Annotated in this window: 16 protein-coding genes; 1 reads left to right on the top strand and 15 read right to left on the bottom strand. The window is 55.1% G+C overall.

Going from position 1 to position 15,045, the window contains the following annotated elements:
* Window positions 1-20: 20 nt before the first annotated feature.
* Genes nagZ through hinT form a run of 5 tightly spaced genes read right to left on the bottom strand, consistent with a single transcriptional unit; the run spans window position 21 to window position 3,249 of the window.
* Complete coding sequence (gene nagZ, locus C1N64_RS10270) at window positions 21-1,061, bottom strand: beta-N-acetylhexosaminidase (RefSeq protein WP_367143161.1); 1,041 nt, start codon at window positions 1,059-1,061, stop codon at window positions 21-23.
* 39 nt (window positions 1,062-1,100) lie between these two features.
* Complete coding sequence (thiK, locus tag C1N64_RS10265; RefSeq protein ID WP_367143162.1) at window positions 1,101-1,913, bottom strand: thiamine kinase; 813 nt, start codon at window positions 1,911-1,913, stop codon at window positions 1,101-1,103.
* Window positions 1,897-2,499 (bottom strand): penicillin-binding protein activator LpoB, encoded by a 603-nt coding sequence (gene lpoB, locus C1N64_RS10260; protein WP_039341074.1) that lies wholly within the window; start codon window positions 2,497-2,499, stop codon window positions 1,897-1,899. The genes thiK and lpoB overlap by 17 nt, the downstream gene beginning before the upstream one ends.
* Before the next feature lie 10 nt (window positions 2,500-2,509).
* A complete protein-coding gene (locus C1N64_RS10255; RefSeq protein ID WP_033737550.1) occupies window positions 2,510-2,878 on the bottom strand; it encodes a YcfL family protein in 369 nt (122 codons plus the stop codon).
* A 20-nt stretch (window positions 2,879-2,898) separates the two neighbouring features.
* The gene (gene hinT, locus C1N64_RS10250) at window positions 2,899-3,249 is read right to left on the bottom strand and encodes a purine nucleoside phosphoramidase (RefSeq protein ID WP_006118842.1); all 351 of its coding nucleotides are present in this window, start codon (window positions 3,247-3,249) and stop codon (window positions 2,899-2,901) included.
* A gap of 616 nt (window positions 3,250-3,865) precedes the next feature.
* Between hinT and C1N64_RS10245 the strand changes: the two genes are divergently transcribed.
* Window positions 3,866-5,440 (top strand): methyl-accepting chemotaxis protein, encoded by a 1,575-nt coding sequence (locus tag C1N64_RS10245; RefSeq protein ID WP_394515473.1) that lies wholly within the window; start codon window positions 3,866-3,868, stop codon window positions 5,438-5,440.
* Between the two features lie 114 nt (window positions 5,441-5,554).
* Here C1N64_RS10245 and ptsG read toward each other — a convergent pair whose 3' ends face one another.
* The 10 genes from ptsG to fabD all read right to left on the bottom strand — a co-directional run bounded on the left by ptsG (window position 5,555) and on the right by fabD (window position 15,042).
* The gene (gene ptsG / locus C1N64_RS10240) at window positions 5,555-6,991 is read right to left on the bottom strand and encodes a PTS glucose transporter subunit IIBC (protein WP_394515472.1); all 1,437 of its coding nucleotides are present in this window, start codon (window positions 6,989-6,991) and stop codon (window positions 5,555-5,557) included.
* Window positions 6,992-7,281: 290 nt separating this feature from the next.
* The gene (locus C1N64_RS10235) at window positions 7,282-8,073 is read right to left on the bottom strand and encodes a metal-dependent hydrolase (protein ID WP_039341084.1); all 792 of its coding nucleotides are present in this window, start codon (window positions 8,071-8,073) and stop codon (window positions 7,282-7,284) included.
* Window positions 8,074-8,084: 11 nt separating this feature from the next.
* A complete protein-coding gene (holB, locus tag C1N64_RS10230) occupies window positions 8,085-9,074 on the bottom strand; it encodes a DNA polymerase III subunit delta' (protein ID WP_164483136.1) in 990 nt (329 codons plus the stop codon).
* On the bottom strand, window positions 9,071-9,706 hold the full coding sequence (tmk, locus tag C1N64_RS10225; RefSeq protein WP_033737553.1) for a dTMP kinase: 636 nt from the start codon (window positions 9,704-9,706) through the stop codon (window positions 9,071-9,073). The genes holB and tmk overlap by 4 nt, the downstream gene beginning before the upstream one ends.
* Window positions 9,696-10,715: a cell division protein YceG gene (yceG, locus tag C1N64_RS10220; protein ID WP_033737554.1), complete on the bottom strand. Its 1,020-nt coding sequence runs from the start codon at window positions 10,713-10,715 to the stop codon at window positions 9,696-9,698. Before yceG ends, tmk begins: the two co-directional genes overlap by 11 nt.
* The gene (gene pabC / locus C1N64_RS10215; protein ID WP_110267680.1) at window positions 10,712-11,527 is read right to left on the bottom strand and encodes an aminodeoxychorismate lyase; all 816 of its coding nucleotides are present in this window, start codon (window positions 11,525-11,527) and stop codon (window positions 10,712-10,714) included. The genes yceG and pabC overlap by 4 nt, the downstream gene beginning before the upstream one ends.
* Before the next feature lie 121 nt (window positions 11,528-11,648).
* Window positions 11,649-12,890: a beta-ketoacyl-ACP synthase II gene (gene fabF, locus C1N64_RS10210; RefSeq protein ID WP_164483133.1), complete on the bottom strand. Its 1,242-nt coding sequence runs from the start codon at window positions 12,888-12,890 to the stop codon at window positions 11,649-11,651.
* An 85-nt stretch (window positions 12,891-12,975) separates the two neighbouring features.
* Entirely contained in the window at window positions 12,976-13,212 is a 237-nt protein-coding gene (gene acpP, locus C1N64_RS10205) for an acyl carrier protein (RefSeq protein ID WP_003849865.1), read from the bottom strand.
* 152 nt (window positions 13,213-13,364) lie between these two features.
* Window positions 13,365-14,099: a 3-oxoacyl-ACP reductase FabG gene (fabG, locus tag C1N64_RS10200; protein WP_006118833.1), complete on the bottom strand. Its 735-nt coding sequence runs from the start codon at window positions 14,097-14,099 to the stop codon at window positions 13,365-13,367.
* A gap of 10 nt (window positions 14,100-14,109) precedes the next feature.
* Window positions 14,110-15,042, bottom strand: a complete 933-nt coding sequence (fabD, locus tag C1N64_RS10195) for an ACP S-malonyltransferase (protein WP_006118832.1) — start codon at window positions 15,040-15,042, stop codon at window positions 14,110-14,112.
* Window positions 15,043-15,045 lie beyond the last annotated feature (3 nt).

Here is a 15,045-nt window from a genome sequence, read left to right as displayed (position 1 = left end):
CGCGCCGGGCAACCTGATGGCTATAACGCGGCTTTATGTGCCAGCCAGCGCGCCTGTAGCGCACTGAGCTGCTGCGCATTGTCTTTCCAGCGGCGACTCGCTTTCAGGCTCTCCCGGCTCAGGGTTCCACGATGATACAACTGCATGACAGGCTCCGCTTCGATCAGGGTCAAATTATCTATGACACTGACGGCGCCCTTGCGATCGTTACAAACCAGAACCATGTCACAACCGGCAGACAGTGACTGCTGCGCACGCTCCGCATAGCTGCCCATCACGGCGGCACCTTCCATGGAGAGATCGTCAGAGAAAATCACGCCCTTAAAGCCCAGTTCCTGGCGTAACACCGTTTTCAGCCAGTAGGGTGATCCGCTGGCAGGAAGCGGGTCCGCTTCGCTGTAGATCACATGGGCAGGCATAATGGCATCCAGCGCCTGTTCATGAATCAGCGTACGAAAAATGGCCATATCGTGCTCGCGCACCTCGGCTTCACGGCGATTGTCGCGCGGGGTTTCTTTATGGGAATCTGCGCTGACCGCACCATGACCGGGGAAATGCTTACCGGTCGTCTTCATTCCCGCCTCATGCATACCGGCAATAAAGCGGCGCGCTATCGCGAGGGCGATCTGCGGATCCGCGTGAAATGACCGGTCGCCAATGGCCGCACTGATGTGGCCGATATCCAGCACCGGCGCAAAGCTGATGTCGATATCCATCACTATCATTTCGGCGGCCATCTGCCAGCCTGCCTGCTGGGCCAACTCCCCTGCCGTGCTCATATCGTGGAGCGCAGCAAATGACTGCATCGCCGGTAGTGTGGTGAAGCCGTCACGAAAACGCTGTACCCGACCACCTTCCTGATCGACGGCCACAACCAGACGAGTGTGCGACGCGGCGCGGATCTGACGGACCAGCTCGGCCAGTTGCGCCGGATCGTGGTAATTGCGGGCAAAAAGAATCACGCCACCCACCAGCGGATGGCGCAGTATGTCGCGCTCTTCGGCATCCAGCTCGAAACGTTCAACGTCCAGCATGAGTGGGCCGGGAAAACGTGTTGTCATAACCTGTATCCTGTCTCTCTGCGCCTCTGCGCAAAGCCGTTAAATCTGTGACCAGCTCTGTTGAGCCAGCTGTTGTAATTGGGCATCGCCACTCTGTTCTGCGCGCAGTTGATACCAACTGGCCACTAGCAGGTGCAGCCATGGTTGCCAGCGACGAACCTGACGCTGAAGTGAAGCCAGCGGTAACTGCATCCGCTCAGCATAGTCGGTTAGCCAACCGGTTTGCTGATCCGGCACGGCAAAACAGACGGCGGCCAGCTCCAGCGCCACATCCCCGTCCGCGGCATATTCCCAGTCGATAAGATGCAGCCCCTGCGATGACTGGATCAGGTTGGCAGGATGAACATCCATATGCAGCGGGGCAAGGCGCAACGGACGCGGCTCCCCCTGCTCTGTCAGCCGTTTTAGCTGGCGCAGCCAGCAATACTGACGCTGCTGGCACTGCTGCCAGTATTGCCACAGCAGGGGTAACAGCACGACACGATAACCGGTCAGCGGCTGGTGATGAAGCCGCTGGAGGAGCGTAATCACCTCGTACCGCTGTGCACGAAAACCCGCCTCATCCAGCACCTCACCTTCCTGCCAGGGCATAATAAGGCCATGGCGGTTACCCGCCAGCGGCGCGTTCACCAGCCCGCTGGGCTGCAACTTGCGCAACACACGGTGCTCGCGCTGGCGATTAACGAACGGTATCGCGGGATGCGGTGTCGGGCGGAGAAGATAGCGTCCCTGTGCGGTCAGGATGCGACAACTCTGCCCGGTTAAGCCCGCGAGTGAGGTCAGGTTGACCGGCTGCTCACCCGTTGTAGCCTGAATCAGCTGTAAAAAAGCGGCATTAATTCTGGGCGACACCGTTGCCCGACCAGATAATTTCGCCCGTCTGCACCAGCATGAGCTGCATCTGGATGGTCGGCGTTTTGACGTCACCCTTCGCCGTGCTGTAAAGCACATACTGGGCGTTAACGTTACGCGCCAGGCCAATCGCTTTACTGCGTGAGTTAAGACTGTCGTCCGGCGAAAGCCCCAGCGCCTGTTTGGCCTGCGCCAGCTGCTCCGGCGACACCAGGCTGAACTTACCATTGTTGTTCAGCGCCGTCTGAATGGCACTGGTTGCCTTCTCCGACTGGAGTGAACCGTTGGTGTTGTTTTTGATACGATCCACCAACAGCACGCTGCCCGGCTGCACAGTTGCGGCACGCACCATTTGGGCGACCAGCGGCTGTACGGTGGCATCCCAGTTAATTGTCACCAGCTTTGGCGGCTGCGGAACGGGTTGAGGCTGAGGAACCGGCTGCGGCTCAGGCTGAGGAACGGGCTGAGTCTGCTCCTCGGGCTGAGTTTGCTGTTCCACGGGGGCAGGCTGCTGCTGTTTCAACACACAGCCCGAAAGAATAAGCGCCATCATCAGTGCGCCAGTACGATTAACACTGCGAATCACGTAACAGTCCTCAGAGATAGATATAGAGACGAACCTTGCTGGCCGTCAGGTTACCCAGTTGCGACACCGCAGCGACGCTGCCGTCAGGCGGCACCGTGACAATCTGCGCGGGTTCACGCGGCGTTATTTCCAGCCCTTTATCGTCGTACCAGTAATAACGATAGTGCACCACAACCGGCGTTTCACGCTGATTGTAGAGTATGCTGCTGGCACGTTTCTGACCGTCGTGGTCATCCAGCGTGGGCTCATCGGTAATAATGCCCGCTGAAAGCACGGATGATTCCATCACCAGCGACTGAGACGTATTGATCATCGGTTTATCACTACTGCAACCGGTCAGACTCAGCAAAACGGCCAGTCCTGTCAGCCATGAACGCATAGCAAGGTCCCCTTCAGGGATCAATGTGACAGCATCGGACCAAGCGGTTTACCGCCTACCAGATGCATATGAATATGGTAAACTTCCTGACCACCGTGCTGATTGCAGTTGACGATCAGGCGATAACCCTCTTTATCAATCCCTTCTTCACGCGCAATCTTCGCCGCCGCCGTGAACATTCGGCCAAGCGCCTGCTCATGTGCCGCCTCAACATCGTTGGCGGTCGGGATAAGAATGTTAGGGACAATCAGGATGTGCGTGGGGGCTTTAGGCGAGATATCGCGAAACGCCGTGACGAGTTCATCCTGATAAACCACGTCGGCGGGAATTTCGCGACGGATGATTTTACTGAAAATCGTTTCTTCAGCCATAGAGAGCAGTTCCTTTAGCCTGGGTAGATAATCTCTCAGTATGCGGGAGAAATTCGTTTTCTTTCAACCTCGCGCCGCTCTTTCTTACATTAAGTGGCGGTGTTTAACGCATTTCCGCCCTTGTAAGGACACGAAACGGGCCTTTCCATTTTTATCATCCCACAGTCAGTGTCGTCTCCTTTCCTGCAGCCTGCCGGGTAATGAAACGATCACGTATCTCTGGTTTTCACGCGCAGCAGCCCTGCAAACGTTGGGTCGTTGCCACAGTCTCCGCTCCCCTGCTGTCCTGGCCGGGTTGACGGATATCACCCGCTGTCTTTCCGAGAAACAACAGCCCTTTCTGCTCTACGCACTGTTGACCCCAACAGTCGGCTCATCCACAGCGTGACGGGCGTTGCTTAAGTCCCTGCATTACTGAGCGGGGGTGACAGCAAAAGGTTGCAACATTTGATCATTAAAGCCCTATCATTTCTTGCCGAAACTATAAATAACGTGTCGGATTAGTTTGATCCCGAGCCCGTCGCGTTTTACACCGCTTCAGGCCGTTAAATCTTGATGCGCAATAACGTGCCTGAATGAAAACGATTACAATTAACCGTTAAACAGGATGTTAATTATGCGATTCTTACAACGCGTTAAACTGTCACACCGACTGATTTTTCTCACCGCTTTTTTCCTCATCGCCATGGTCATTATTGCCGTTATCTGTCTTCATTCTCTCAGAACACTGGCGACGTCAGAACAGCGGTTATACACATCGCGGCTTGAGCCGGTTCAGATGATGAACGTGGCGGCCCGCGAAATGGCGACCCACTTTCGTCGGGGCTATGCGTATGTTTTTCCGGGTGGCAACGTCACCGCGGCCGAATCCCGTCAAAATACGATAAAATTTAACCAAAAATCACAGCAGTCGGTCCAGACCGCAGTGGATTTTCTGAAACAGTCCCAGGATCCCGCGTTGGTCGCGATTACGCAAAAAGTGTTGCAGGCCTGGCCGGACTATCTGGCCTCTATGCAGCGGGTTTATGCGCTGGCGAACAATAACGACATTCCGGGCGCCCTGAAGGAAATTGCCACGCACACCGACCGCCTGCACGTCGCTGTCAGAGATCCGCTGCTGGAGGCCGTGAAGATTTACAACGCCTCTGTGCATCAGGTCATTGATGACAATGTTTCCCACATAGACAGTACCTCGTTCACGCTCATTCTGTTAATCGGTCTGACCTTCCTCGCCGGCGGCGTACTCGGTACGCTGATTTTTATCTCTGTCATGAAGCAACTGGGGGCGGAACCGGAAGTGGCGGTCCACATGGCGGGACTGATTGCGCGCGGTGACCTTCACGGGCACAACGAAACAAAACCCGGTGATACCTCCAGCCTGATTTTTCAGTTGTCTGTGATGCGTCAGCACATCCGCGATCTGATCAGTGAAGTCCAGGATGCCGCTGAGCAGGTGGCAAAATCCTCCGCAGAAATCGCCAACGGCACGCAGGATTTGTCACGCCGTACCGAGCCTCAGGCATCTGCACTGGAAGAAACCAGCGCCTCAATGGAACAGCTCTCTTCGGCAGTACAGAGCAATGCAGATAATGCGCGGGTGGCCAATGATGTCGTCAAACACGCGTTTCAGATTGTGGCCAGCGGCGGCCAGTCCGTCTCGGATGTAGAAGAGACCATGCACGCTATCCAGGACAGCAGCAGCCGGATAGGTGAAATCATTAGCGTGATTGACGGAATTGCTTTTCAGACCAATATCCTGGCGCTTAACGCGGCGGTCGAAGCGGCCCGGGCGGGCGATCAGGGACGGGGTTTTGCTGTGGTAGCCGGTGAGGTTCGCAGTCTGGCACAACGCAGCGCCGTGGCGGCTCAGGAAATCAAAGCGTTGATTACGGAGAGCCACTCGCGGGTAGCAACCGGGGTGAATAATGTCAGCGTGGCGGGCGAGACCATGAAGGCGGTGGTGAAAGAGATTCATCGCGTTAACGATCTGGTTGCCGAAATCAGCACCGGAAGCCATGAGCAGAGCACCGGCGTGAAACAGGTCGGCATTGCCGTGGCGCAGATGGACAGCGATACGCAGCAGAATGCGGCACTGGTTGAAGAAACGGCGGCGGCCACAGCTCAGCTGCAACGGTTGTCCGATCTGCTGTTGCAGACGACCTCTAAATTTGTGACGCGTCAGGCCAGCTAAAGCCAGCCCAAAACAGGTTATCGCCGTCATGCCGTTATGTCATGCCATAAAAAAACAGCGTTGAGTCGGAACTCAACGCTGTTTATGAAAGGCAAAAACGTACGCTACGGCCTGTTACATTTTACGGATATAGTCATCCATATCGGTTTTCAGGTTATCAGATTTAGTGCCGAAAATGGCCTGAACTCCTGAACCTGCCACGACCACACCGCGTGCACCCAGGTTTTTCAGTTCTGTTTGATCGACCTTGCTGACATCCTCCACGCTGACGCGCAGACGGGTAATACAGGCATCCAGGTTGGTAATGTTATCTTTACCGCCAAACGCCGTAACCAGTTTGCCCGCCATTTCGGTGCCGGTTGCTGATGACGACTGCTCGCTGGCGCTGTCTTCACGGCCTGGCGTTTTCAGATCCAGCTTAACGATCAGCACACGGAACAAGGTGTAGTAAACCGCCGCATAAATCATCCCGATGATCGGGAACAGCCAGATTTTGCTGCTGTTACCACTCAGAACGATAAAGTCGATCAGTCCGTGAGAGAAGCTGGTGCCATCACGCATGCCGAGCAGAATACAAATCGGGAACGCCAGACCGGCCAGGATCGCATGGATGACATACAGGACAGGCGCAACGAACATGAACGAGAATTCGATCGGTTCGGTAATCCCGGTCAGGAACGAGGTCAGTGCAGCCGAAATCATGATGCCGCCCACTTTCGCCCGGTTTTCTGGTTTTGCCGAATGCCAAATCGCAATGGCGGCCGCAGGCAAGCCATACATCTTAAACAGGAAGCCACCCGACAGTTTACCTGCGGTTGGGTCACCCGCCATATAGCGCGGAATATCGCCGTGGAAGACCTGACCTGCCGCATTGGTATATTCACCAATCTGCATCTGGAAAGGGACGTTCCAGATGTGGTGCAGACCAAATGGCACCAGCGCACGTTCAACCACGCCGTAAATACCAAAAGCGACCACAGGGTTCTGATAGGCTGCCCACTGTGAGAAATCCTGAATCGCTGAACCGACCGGCGGCCAGATAAATGACAGTACCAGGCCCATCGCGATAGCCGCCAGACCGGAAATAATCGGCACAAAGCGCTTGCCCGCAAAAAAGCCCAGATACTCAGGCAGCTTGATGCGATAGAAGCGGTTGAACATGTAAGCCGCGATGGAGCCGGCAATAATACCGCCCAGCACACCGGTGTCCGCCAGGTGTTTGGCCTCAATTTCTGCCGCAGGCAGATGCAGCACTAACGGTGCCACCACGGCCATGGTTTTCACCATGATGCCATAAGCCACTACCGCCGCCAGGGCCGAAACGCCATCGTTATTGGTAAAGCCCAGCGCAACACCGATGGCAAAAATCAACGGCATATTCGCAAAGACCGAGCCGCCCGCTTCCGCCATAACATGTGAGACGACCACAGGTAACCAGCTAAAATTGGCGGAACCTACTCCTAATAAAATACCGGCGATAGGCAGAACCGACACCGGCAGCATGAGCGATTTACCAACCTTTTGTAAGTTGGCAAAAGCGTTTTTGAACATAACGTGAAACTCCTGAGTATGAGTGCGTTTTTCGCGCAGTGCGCGTGGTAAAGAGGGAGGTTCTTTACCGGTTGGCGTTATCCGCCATTTTGATTTATTACGAAGGGTAAAATAAATTACGCCTCGTTACTTTGACGGCTATCACGTTTCGCAAACCAGAGCGCTCAGATGGGTAAACATACGTGCATAACCGCCTATTTTTTCAGCGAAATCCTCTGACTCTGTTGGACAAAAACAGAGTCAGCAGCGGATATTTCGTATTTATTACAAAGCCTGAAATAAACTAACTGTCAGGCGCCGAGGCGGCTCATGGGGATATGGAAAAGCGTGGAGAAATTCTGCGTGGTGGTTGCCGCCAGCGTCTCGATATCCACGCCTTTCAGTACCGCCAGATAGTCCGCTACATCGCGTGTATAGGCCGGTTGATTCTCCTTGCCGCGATAAGGTACAGGTGCCAGATAGGGCGAATCGGTTTCAACCAGAATACGATCAAGGGGAACATAGCGTGCCGCCTCGCGTATCTGCTCAGCATTACGGAACGTCACGATCCCTGAGAAAGAAATGTAGAACCCCATATCCAGCAGCTTCGCCGCTGTCGCCTGATCTTCCGTAAAACAGTGTAGTACACCGCCGCAGCGTTCAACCTGTTCTTCACGCAGAATCGCCAGGGTATCTTCACGCGCATCACGCGTGTGCACGATGATCGGCTTGTTCAGCGCGATCCCGGTACGGATATGCTCGCGAAACGAGTGCTGCTGCTGCGCTTTGGTTTCCTGCTGGTAATAATAATCCAGTCCGGTTTCACCCAAGGCCACCACCTGTGGATCGGCGGCCAGCCGACGGAATTCGTCGACATCGTAAGGTTCCTCCTGGTTCAGCGGATGTACACCGCAGGAGAGTGCGATATTTTCGCGACCGCCTACCAGCGCCTTTAACGTGCTAAAGCCAGGTAACGTTGTGGCAATCGCCAGCATAAACCTGACGTCGCGCGCTGCCGCTTTCGCGATCACGTCATCAAGATCCTGATGGTTTTTTTCATAGTCAAGGCCATCAAGATGGCAGTGGGAATCAACAATAAACATAGTTTTCTCAGTCAGCCGGGTACTGCGGGCTTCAGGTTGTCCGCCCAGCTCAGTAGCCTGTCAGTTAACAAAAGTTCACGATTCACTGCCGCAACCTCTGACAGCGTTTCGCGGCAGCGCATCCAGTCCTGAGCGCTGTTGTTCAGCGCCGTTTGCGAGAAATGCTGCGCCAGCATCGCCACTACATCCTGACGATCCACATTGGTCAGCCACTGTGTCGCACCCTGCTGCCACTTGATGGCATCCAGTATCAACGCCAGCAGCCAGCCTATGCGCGTGCCTGGGTTATCAGTATTCAGTACTGGAAGCAGTTGCAGGATGTCCTGTTGCAGGGCGCTGACAAGGGCATCACAGAGTGCCTGCCTTGCCTGCCATGCTCGCTCATCCAGCAGCGCCAGGGCGGCACCGGGCGCGCCCGCACTCAGGCGCAGCGCAGCCAGTAAGTGTGACTCGTCATACGCTCCCTGCTTTCTGAGCCATGCCAGACTGTGGGCTTCGTCTGGCGGTGCCAGCGTTAACACCATACAGCGGCTGCGCAGCGTCGCCAGCAAACGCGAAGGTTCACGACTGCTCAGAAAGAACCAGCTGTTTGCCGGCGGTTCTTCAAGGGTTTTCAGCAAGGCGTTCGCTGCCGCATCACTGAGCTGCGACGCATCGGGTAGCCAGACGACTTTAGCCCCGCCCTGCTGTGCATGGTGGTACATTTTTTCCGTCACCTGGCGCACGGCATCAATGCCGAGCGTGGCTTTGCCTTTTTCGGCTTCCAGCCGGTACCAGTCAGGATGCGTGTTTGCCTGCATCAGTTGACAGCCATGACAGTGACCGCAGCTTTTCAGTCCGTCGCGGCGCTGACACATCAGCCAGCGGCTCATTCCCCACACCAGGGCATCATCGCCCATGCCTTCCATGGCATTCACCAGCAGCGCGTGATGCGCGCGATCCGCCTGGTGCTGTGCAATCACCTGCCGGTAAGGCTGGTTTAGCCAGGGATACCAGTTCATGCCCGCTGTTCCGCCAGCCAGGCAGACAATGTGGATTGCAGCGCGGTGGTCACCTGTTCCAGAGGCTGCGTCGCATCGATTGTCCGAATCGTCGCATCTTCTGCCGCCAGGGCCAGATAGCGGTTACGTGTGCGTTCGAAAAAGCGCAGTGACTCCTGCTCGATGCGATCCAGCGCACCACGAGCGCGGGCACGTTGTAATCCTGTTTCCGGTGTGACATCCAGATACAACGTCAGGTCAGGACGAAAATCCCCCAGCACCGTATCACGCAATGTACGCATCAGTTCGGCATCAACCCCACGGCCGCCGCCCTGGTAAGCCTGAGAGGAGAGATCATGCCGATCGCCCACCACCCAGGCGCCGCGCGCAAGGGCCGGTTTAATCACGGTTTCGACCAGCTGGACACGGGCGGCGTACAGCATTAACAGTTCCGCTTTATCGGTCACCTGCTCGCCCTCAATGCCCTGCTTCACCAGAATACGGAGCTGTTCAGCCAGCGGCGTACCGCCGGGTTCACGGGTAAAGACGATGTCTTCAATCCCGTGTGCCTGTAACGTTGCCACAATGGCCTCACGGGCCGTGGTTTTTCCCGCGCCTTCCAGGCCCTCGATCACAATAAACTTACTGTCCATTTTTTTCCTTTAACGCAAGCCGGTAAGCCTGGACGGCCTTGTTGTGGCTGGCAAGATTGGTCGTGAACGTATGTCCACCTTTGCCATCCGCCACAAAATAGAGGTAGTTGGTCTTTTCCGGATGGGCGGCGGCAATCAATGAGGCCTTACTCGGCATCGCTATCGGGCCTGGCGGCAAACCACTGATGATATAGGTATTGTACGGCGTCGCTGTTTCCAGATCTTTGCGCGTCAGCGTGCCATTGTAGGCTGCGCCCATACCGTAAATCACGGTCGGATCGGTCTGCAGGCGCATGCCCGTCCGCAGTCGGTTAATAAACACAGAGGCCACTTTCGCCCGCTCTTCACTGACGCCCGTCTCTTTTTCAATGATCGACGCCATCGTCACCATCTCCTGCTCATTCTTGTAAGGCAGGTTGTCCATGCGGCCTTGCCAGACTTCATCAACCATCTTTTGCATTCGCTGATGCGCACGCGTCAGCAACGCAATATCCGTTGTATTGGCGGTATACAGATAGGTATCCGGGCAGAAGCCCCCTTCCAGCTGATTTTCATCCAGCCTGAGCGCTTTTGCCACGGTGGCATACTTATCATCAGGCAACGTATGTTTTACATAGGGTGCCTGGCGTAATTCACTCAGCCACTCCTGCAGGCGTTGTCCTTCTACAAAGCGCAGCGGGAACTGGGCCTCTTTGCCGCTGGCCAGCAACGCCAGTAGCTCGCGCACCGTCATTGACGGTTCCAGACGATAGGTCCCGGCTTTGAATTTTGCCAGTTCAGGCTCAAACTTCAGCAACGCGCCAAACCAGATGCTGTGGGGAATAATATGCTGACTTTCCAGCTGGGCTTCTAACGCCACACGGCCCGTCCCGGCGGGCAGCGTGTAAATCGTTTCCTGGGAAAGGGTCAGACGGCTGGCAGCAAGTTGCTTCACCTGCCAGTAGCTGACGCCTGCGGCCGCCAGCAGCACTGCCAGCACACCCGCAATAATTTTTTTGCTTCGACTCATTCTGCTTCCATTATCGTTTTACAGCTTGCCTGTAGCTGGTTAAACAATGTGCGTTGATGAAAGGTCACCGCATCAAGTTGTCGAACGGGCAAGACAGGCATGAGCGTATTACAGATGACAATTTCGTCTGCGGCTAACAGCGCCGCCAGCGTCGCCTGCACCACCTGACAACTCTGTCCCGCTGCATGTATTTGCGCTATCAGATTCTGCCGCATAATGCCGTCAACGCCAGCCTGATCCAGCCGGGGCGTAAAGATCGTGTTGCCGCTCCGCCAGAATAAATTGGCCGCACAGCATTCCACCACCCAACCTTCGGTGTCAAGCACCAGCGCTTCATCCGCGTCTGTCTGCTCAAGATGGGCACGAATCATCACCTGTTCAAGCCGGTTGAGATGTTTTAGCCCGGCAAACTGGGGGTTGCGTGCCAGCCGGACCGGACTGACCACCAGCCTGACACCGGTATTTTCTAACGCAGCATAGTGTCCGGGCCAGTCAGAGACCGAGACAATGCGCGTCGGCCCGCTACAGCCCGCACGACTGTAACCGCGTCCCCCACTGCCTGCGCTGATAATGACTTTAAGCACCGCGCTGTCATGGCCCGAGGCCGCCTGCAGCATTTCCCCCGCCAGAGCCTGCCAGTCAACATTCTGTAACCACAGGCGTTCGCAGCTTTGCTGTAGCCGCTGAATATGCCAGTCAAACAGCGCGATATTGCCCTTGATGATAGCGGCCGTGGTAAAGCAGCCATCGCCAAATTGTACGGCGCGATCGCGGGCCGTGAGATGAGATTGTTCGATGCCGTTAATCCACATTACCGCGTCTCCCGTATCGATATCGTGGTTGTCATGACGGTGATTTTATCGGTTTCTCTTCGTCGCTGGACAGAAAAAAGGCCCGCATAGCGGGCCTTTTAAGCAATCATAAACGCCAGGTTTAGATTTTACGGAAAATCAGTGAACCATTAGTGCCACCGAAACCGAAAGAGTTACACAGCGTATATTCCAGTCCAGACACCTGACGTGCAGTGTGAGGAACGAAATCAAGATCGCAACCTTCGTCCGGGTTATCCAGGTTCAGGGTCGGTGGAACCGCCTGATCGCGCAGCGCCAGAATCGAATAGATCGATTCAACCGCGCCTGCCGCACCCAGTAAATGGCCGGTCATCGACTTAGTTGAGCTGACCATAACCTTGCTGGCAGCCTCACCAAACACTGATTTCACCGCCTGCGCTTCGGCTTTATCGCCTGCTGGCGTTGACGTGCCATGCGCGTTGACGTAACCGATCCTGTCAGGCGTTATCTGTGCATCACGCAGCGCATTGATCATCGCTGCGGCTGCGCCAGAGCCGTCTTCCGGTGGCGAGGTCATGTGATAGGCATCGCTGCTCATCCCAAAGCCCACGATTTCCGCGTAGATTTTAGCGCCACGCTTCTTAGCATGCTCGTACTCTTCCAGTACGATAATGCCCGCGCCGTCGCCCAGTACAAAACCATCACGGTCTTTATCCCATGGGCGGCTTGCCGCCTGCGGGTTGTCGTTACGTGTAGACAGTGCACGCGCCGCGCCAAACCCACCTACACCCAATGGTGTACTGGCTTTTTCCGCGCCACCTGCCAGCATCACGTCAGCATCGTTATAAGCGATGATACGTGCCGCATGACCAATGTTGTGAACGCCAGAAGTACAGGCGGTCGCAATGGAAATGCTGGGGCCTTTCAGGCCATACATGATGGTGAGATGTCCCGCCACCATATTGACGATTGTGGAAGGCACGAAGAAAGGGCTGATTTTACGCGGACCGCCGTTCACCAGCGAGGTATGGTTTTCTTCAATCAGACCCAAACCACCAATGCCCGAACCAATTGCCGCGCCAATCCGGCCTGCATTTTCCTCGGTCACTTCAAGACCGCTGTCCTGCATGGCCTGAATGCCTGCCACGATGCCGTACTGAATGAAGTCATCCATCTTGCGTTGATCTTTACGGGAAATAAAGTCATCGCAATTGAAATCTCTTACCAGACCTGCAAAGCGTGTTGCATAGGCGCTGGTATCAAAATGGTCGATCAGGTTAATGCCGCTCTGACCGGCAAGGAGAGCACTCCAGGTAGACTCTACGGTATTGCCGACAGGAGACAACATGCCAAGACCAGTCACAACTACACGACGCTTAGACACGTTCGTCCTCCAGGGAGGGAAAAAAATGACTATTGTGGGGCAAACATAAAACTCAGGCGGTCAATTGACCGCCTGAAGATATTCATTAGCCTTTGTGGCTATTGATATAGTCGATCGCTGCCTGAACGGTAGTGATTTTCTCAGCTTCTTCGTCTGGAATTTCAGTATCAAACTCTTCTTCCAGAGCCATTACCAGCTCAACGGTATCAAGAGAATCGGCACCCAGGTCTTCTACGAAAGATGCAGAGTTGGTCACTTCTTCCTCTTTCACACCCAGCTGCTCACTGATGATTTTCTTAACGCGTTGTTCGATATCGCTCATACTATTTAATTTCCTATCAAAACTCGCTTTCGCGATGGTTTTCGTAGTGTATAAAATGTTGAAAAAGATGCAACAAAATCCCGGCTGGTCTAACCACGATTTACGCTATTGTGCGGTTTTATACGCAAATAATGCAAATGATTTCGTGATTATCAGACCATATACATGCCGCCATTGACGTGCAGCGTCTCACCCGTGATGTAGGCTGCTTCGTCAGAGGCTAAGAATGCAACAGCATTAGCAATTTCCTGCGCTTCGCCTAAGCGACCCGCAGGCACTTCTGCCAGAATACCGGAACGTTGATCTTCGTTCAGTGCCCGCGTCATGTCGGTCTCTATGAAGCCCGGAGCCACGACGTTGACGGTAATGCCACGTGACGCGATTTCCCGCGCCAGTGATTTGCTAAAGCCAATCAAACCCGCTTTTGCTGCAGCATAGTTTGCCTGACCCGCATTACCCATGGTTCCGACAACGGAACCAATGGTGATGATACGTCCCATGCGCTTTTTCATCATGGCACGCATCACCGCCTTAGAAAGACGGAAAACTGATGTGAGGTTGGTATCAAGGATATCCTGCCACTCATCGTCTTTCATACGCATCAGTAAATTATCACGCGTAATGCCTGCATTATTGACCAAAATGTCCACTTCGCCAAATTCAGCGCGAATTTTCTCTAAAACGCTGTCGATGGAAGCGGCATCTGTCACATTTAACAGCAGGCCCAGTCCCTTATCGCCAAGGTAAGCACTGATCGCATCGGCACCACTTTGGCTGGTTGCAGTTCCCACCACTTTTGCACCACGTGCAGCCAGGGTTTCTGCAATCGCACGGCCAATGCCGCGGCTCGCGCCCGTTACCAGCGCTACTTTACCTTCAAAGCTCATGATTTTCCTCTTATTCCTGTGCAAGTGCCGCAGTCAATGACGCAGTATCGTTCACCGCTGCCGCAGACAGGCCATCTACGATACGTTTGGTCAGGCCAGTGAGCACTTTACCCGGACCCATTTCAATCAGTTGCGTCACGCCCTGCGCAGCCATCGCCTCTACGCTTTCTGTCCAGCGTACCGGGCTGTAAAGCTGGCGAATCAGCGCCTGACGAATCGCGTCGGCATCCGTTTCGGCTTTCACGTCGACGTTGTTAATCACCGGCACCTGGGGTGCTTTAAAGGTGAGCGTTTCCAGCGTCAGTGCCAGTTTTTCCGCCGCAGGCTTCATCAGTGCACAATGCGAAGGTACGCTGACCGGCAGCGGCAACGCGCGCTTGGCGCCCGCCGCTTTGCAGGCCGCGCCTGCACGTTCTACCGCATCTTTGTTACCCGCGATAACGACCTGGCCTGGCGAATTGAAGTTCACCGGCGAAACGACTTCACCCTGCGCACTTTCTTCACAGGCTTTCGCAATGGCCGCATCATCAAGACCGATGATCGCCTGCATGGCACCGGTGCCTTCTGGCACGGCTTCCTGCATCAGTTTACCGCGCAGTTCAACCAGTTTGATTGCGTCCGCGAAATCCAGTACGCCCGCACAGACCAGCGCAGAATATTCGCCCAGGCTGTGGCCCGCCATCAGCACAGGCTGTTTGCCCCCCTGCTGCTGCCAGACACGGTAAATCGCCACAGAAGCGGCCAGCAGCGCAGGCTGCGTCTGCCAGGTTTTGTTCAACTCTTCCGCGGGCCCCTGGCTCACTAACTGCCACAGATCATAACCGAGGGCCTCAGAGGCTTCACGGAACGTCTCTTCAACCACCGGATAAGCGGCAGCGAGTTCTGTCAACATGCCCACAGACTGTGAGCCCTGACCTGGGAAAACAAAAGCAAGTTGCGTCATTTT

Source organism: Pantoea sp. SGAir0215, assembly GCF_043543215.1.
Note: the sequence above shows the minus strand (reverse complement) of the source record. Positions and strands in the feature narration are given on the sequence as shown.

What these genes read in the sequence shown, in the direction of transcription:
- C1N64_RS10245 (WP_394515473.1), top strand. Translation starts at nt 3,866, where the DNA reads ATGCGATTCTTACAACGCGTTAAACTGTCACACCGACTGATTTTTCTC.
- holB (WP_164483136.1), bottom strand. Translation starts at nt 9,074, where the DNA reads ATGAACTGGTATCCCTGGCTAAACCAGCCTTACCGGCAGGTGATTGCA.
- yceG (WP_033737554.1), bottom strand. Translation starts at nt 10,715, where the DNA reads ATGAGTCGAAGCAAAAAAATTATTGCGGGTGTGCTGGCAGTGCTGCTG.
- nagZ (WP_367143161.1), bottom strand. Translation starts at nt 1,061, where the DNA reads ATGACAACACGTTTTCCCGGCCCACTCATGCTGGACGTTGAACGTTTC.
- pabC (WP_110267680.1), bottom strand. Translation starts at nt 11,527, where the DNA reads ATGTGGATTAACGGCATCGAACAATCTCATCTCACGGCCCGCGATCGC.
- tmk (WP_033737553.1), bottom strand. Translation starts at nt 9,706, where the DNA reads ATGGACAGTAAGTTTATTGTGATCGAGGGCCTGGAAGGCGCGGGAAAA.
- C1N64_RS10255 (WP_033737550.1), bottom strand. Translation starts at nt 2,878, where the DNA reads ATGCGTTCATGGCTGACAGGACTGGCCGTTTTGCTGAGTCTGACCGGT.
- ptsG (WP_394515472.1), bottom strand. Translation starts at nt 6,991, where the DNA reads ATGTTCAAAAACGCTTTTGCCAACTTACAAAAGGTTGGTAAATCGCTC.
- hinT (WP_006118842.1), bottom strand. Translation starts at nt 3,249, where the DNA reads ATGGCTGAAGAAACGATTTTCAGTAAAATCATCCGTCGCGAAATTCCC.
- fabD (WP_006118832.1), bottom strand. Translation starts at nt 15,042, where the DNA reads ATGACGCAACTTGCTTTTGTTTTCCCAGGTCAGGGCTCACAGTCTGTG.
- fabG (WP_006118833.1), bottom strand. Translation starts at nt 14,099, where the DNA reads ATGAGCTTTGAAGGTAAAGTAGCGCTGGTAACGGGCGCGAGCCGCGGC.
- C1N64_RS10235 (WP_039341084.1), bottom strand. Translation starts at nt 8,073, where the DNA reads ATGTTTATTGTTGATTCCCACTGCCATCTTGATGGCCTTGACTATGAA.
- acpP (WP_003849865.1), bottom strand. Translation starts at nt 13,212, where the DNA reads ATGAGCGATATCGAACAACGCGTTAAGAAAATCATCAGTGAGCAGCTG.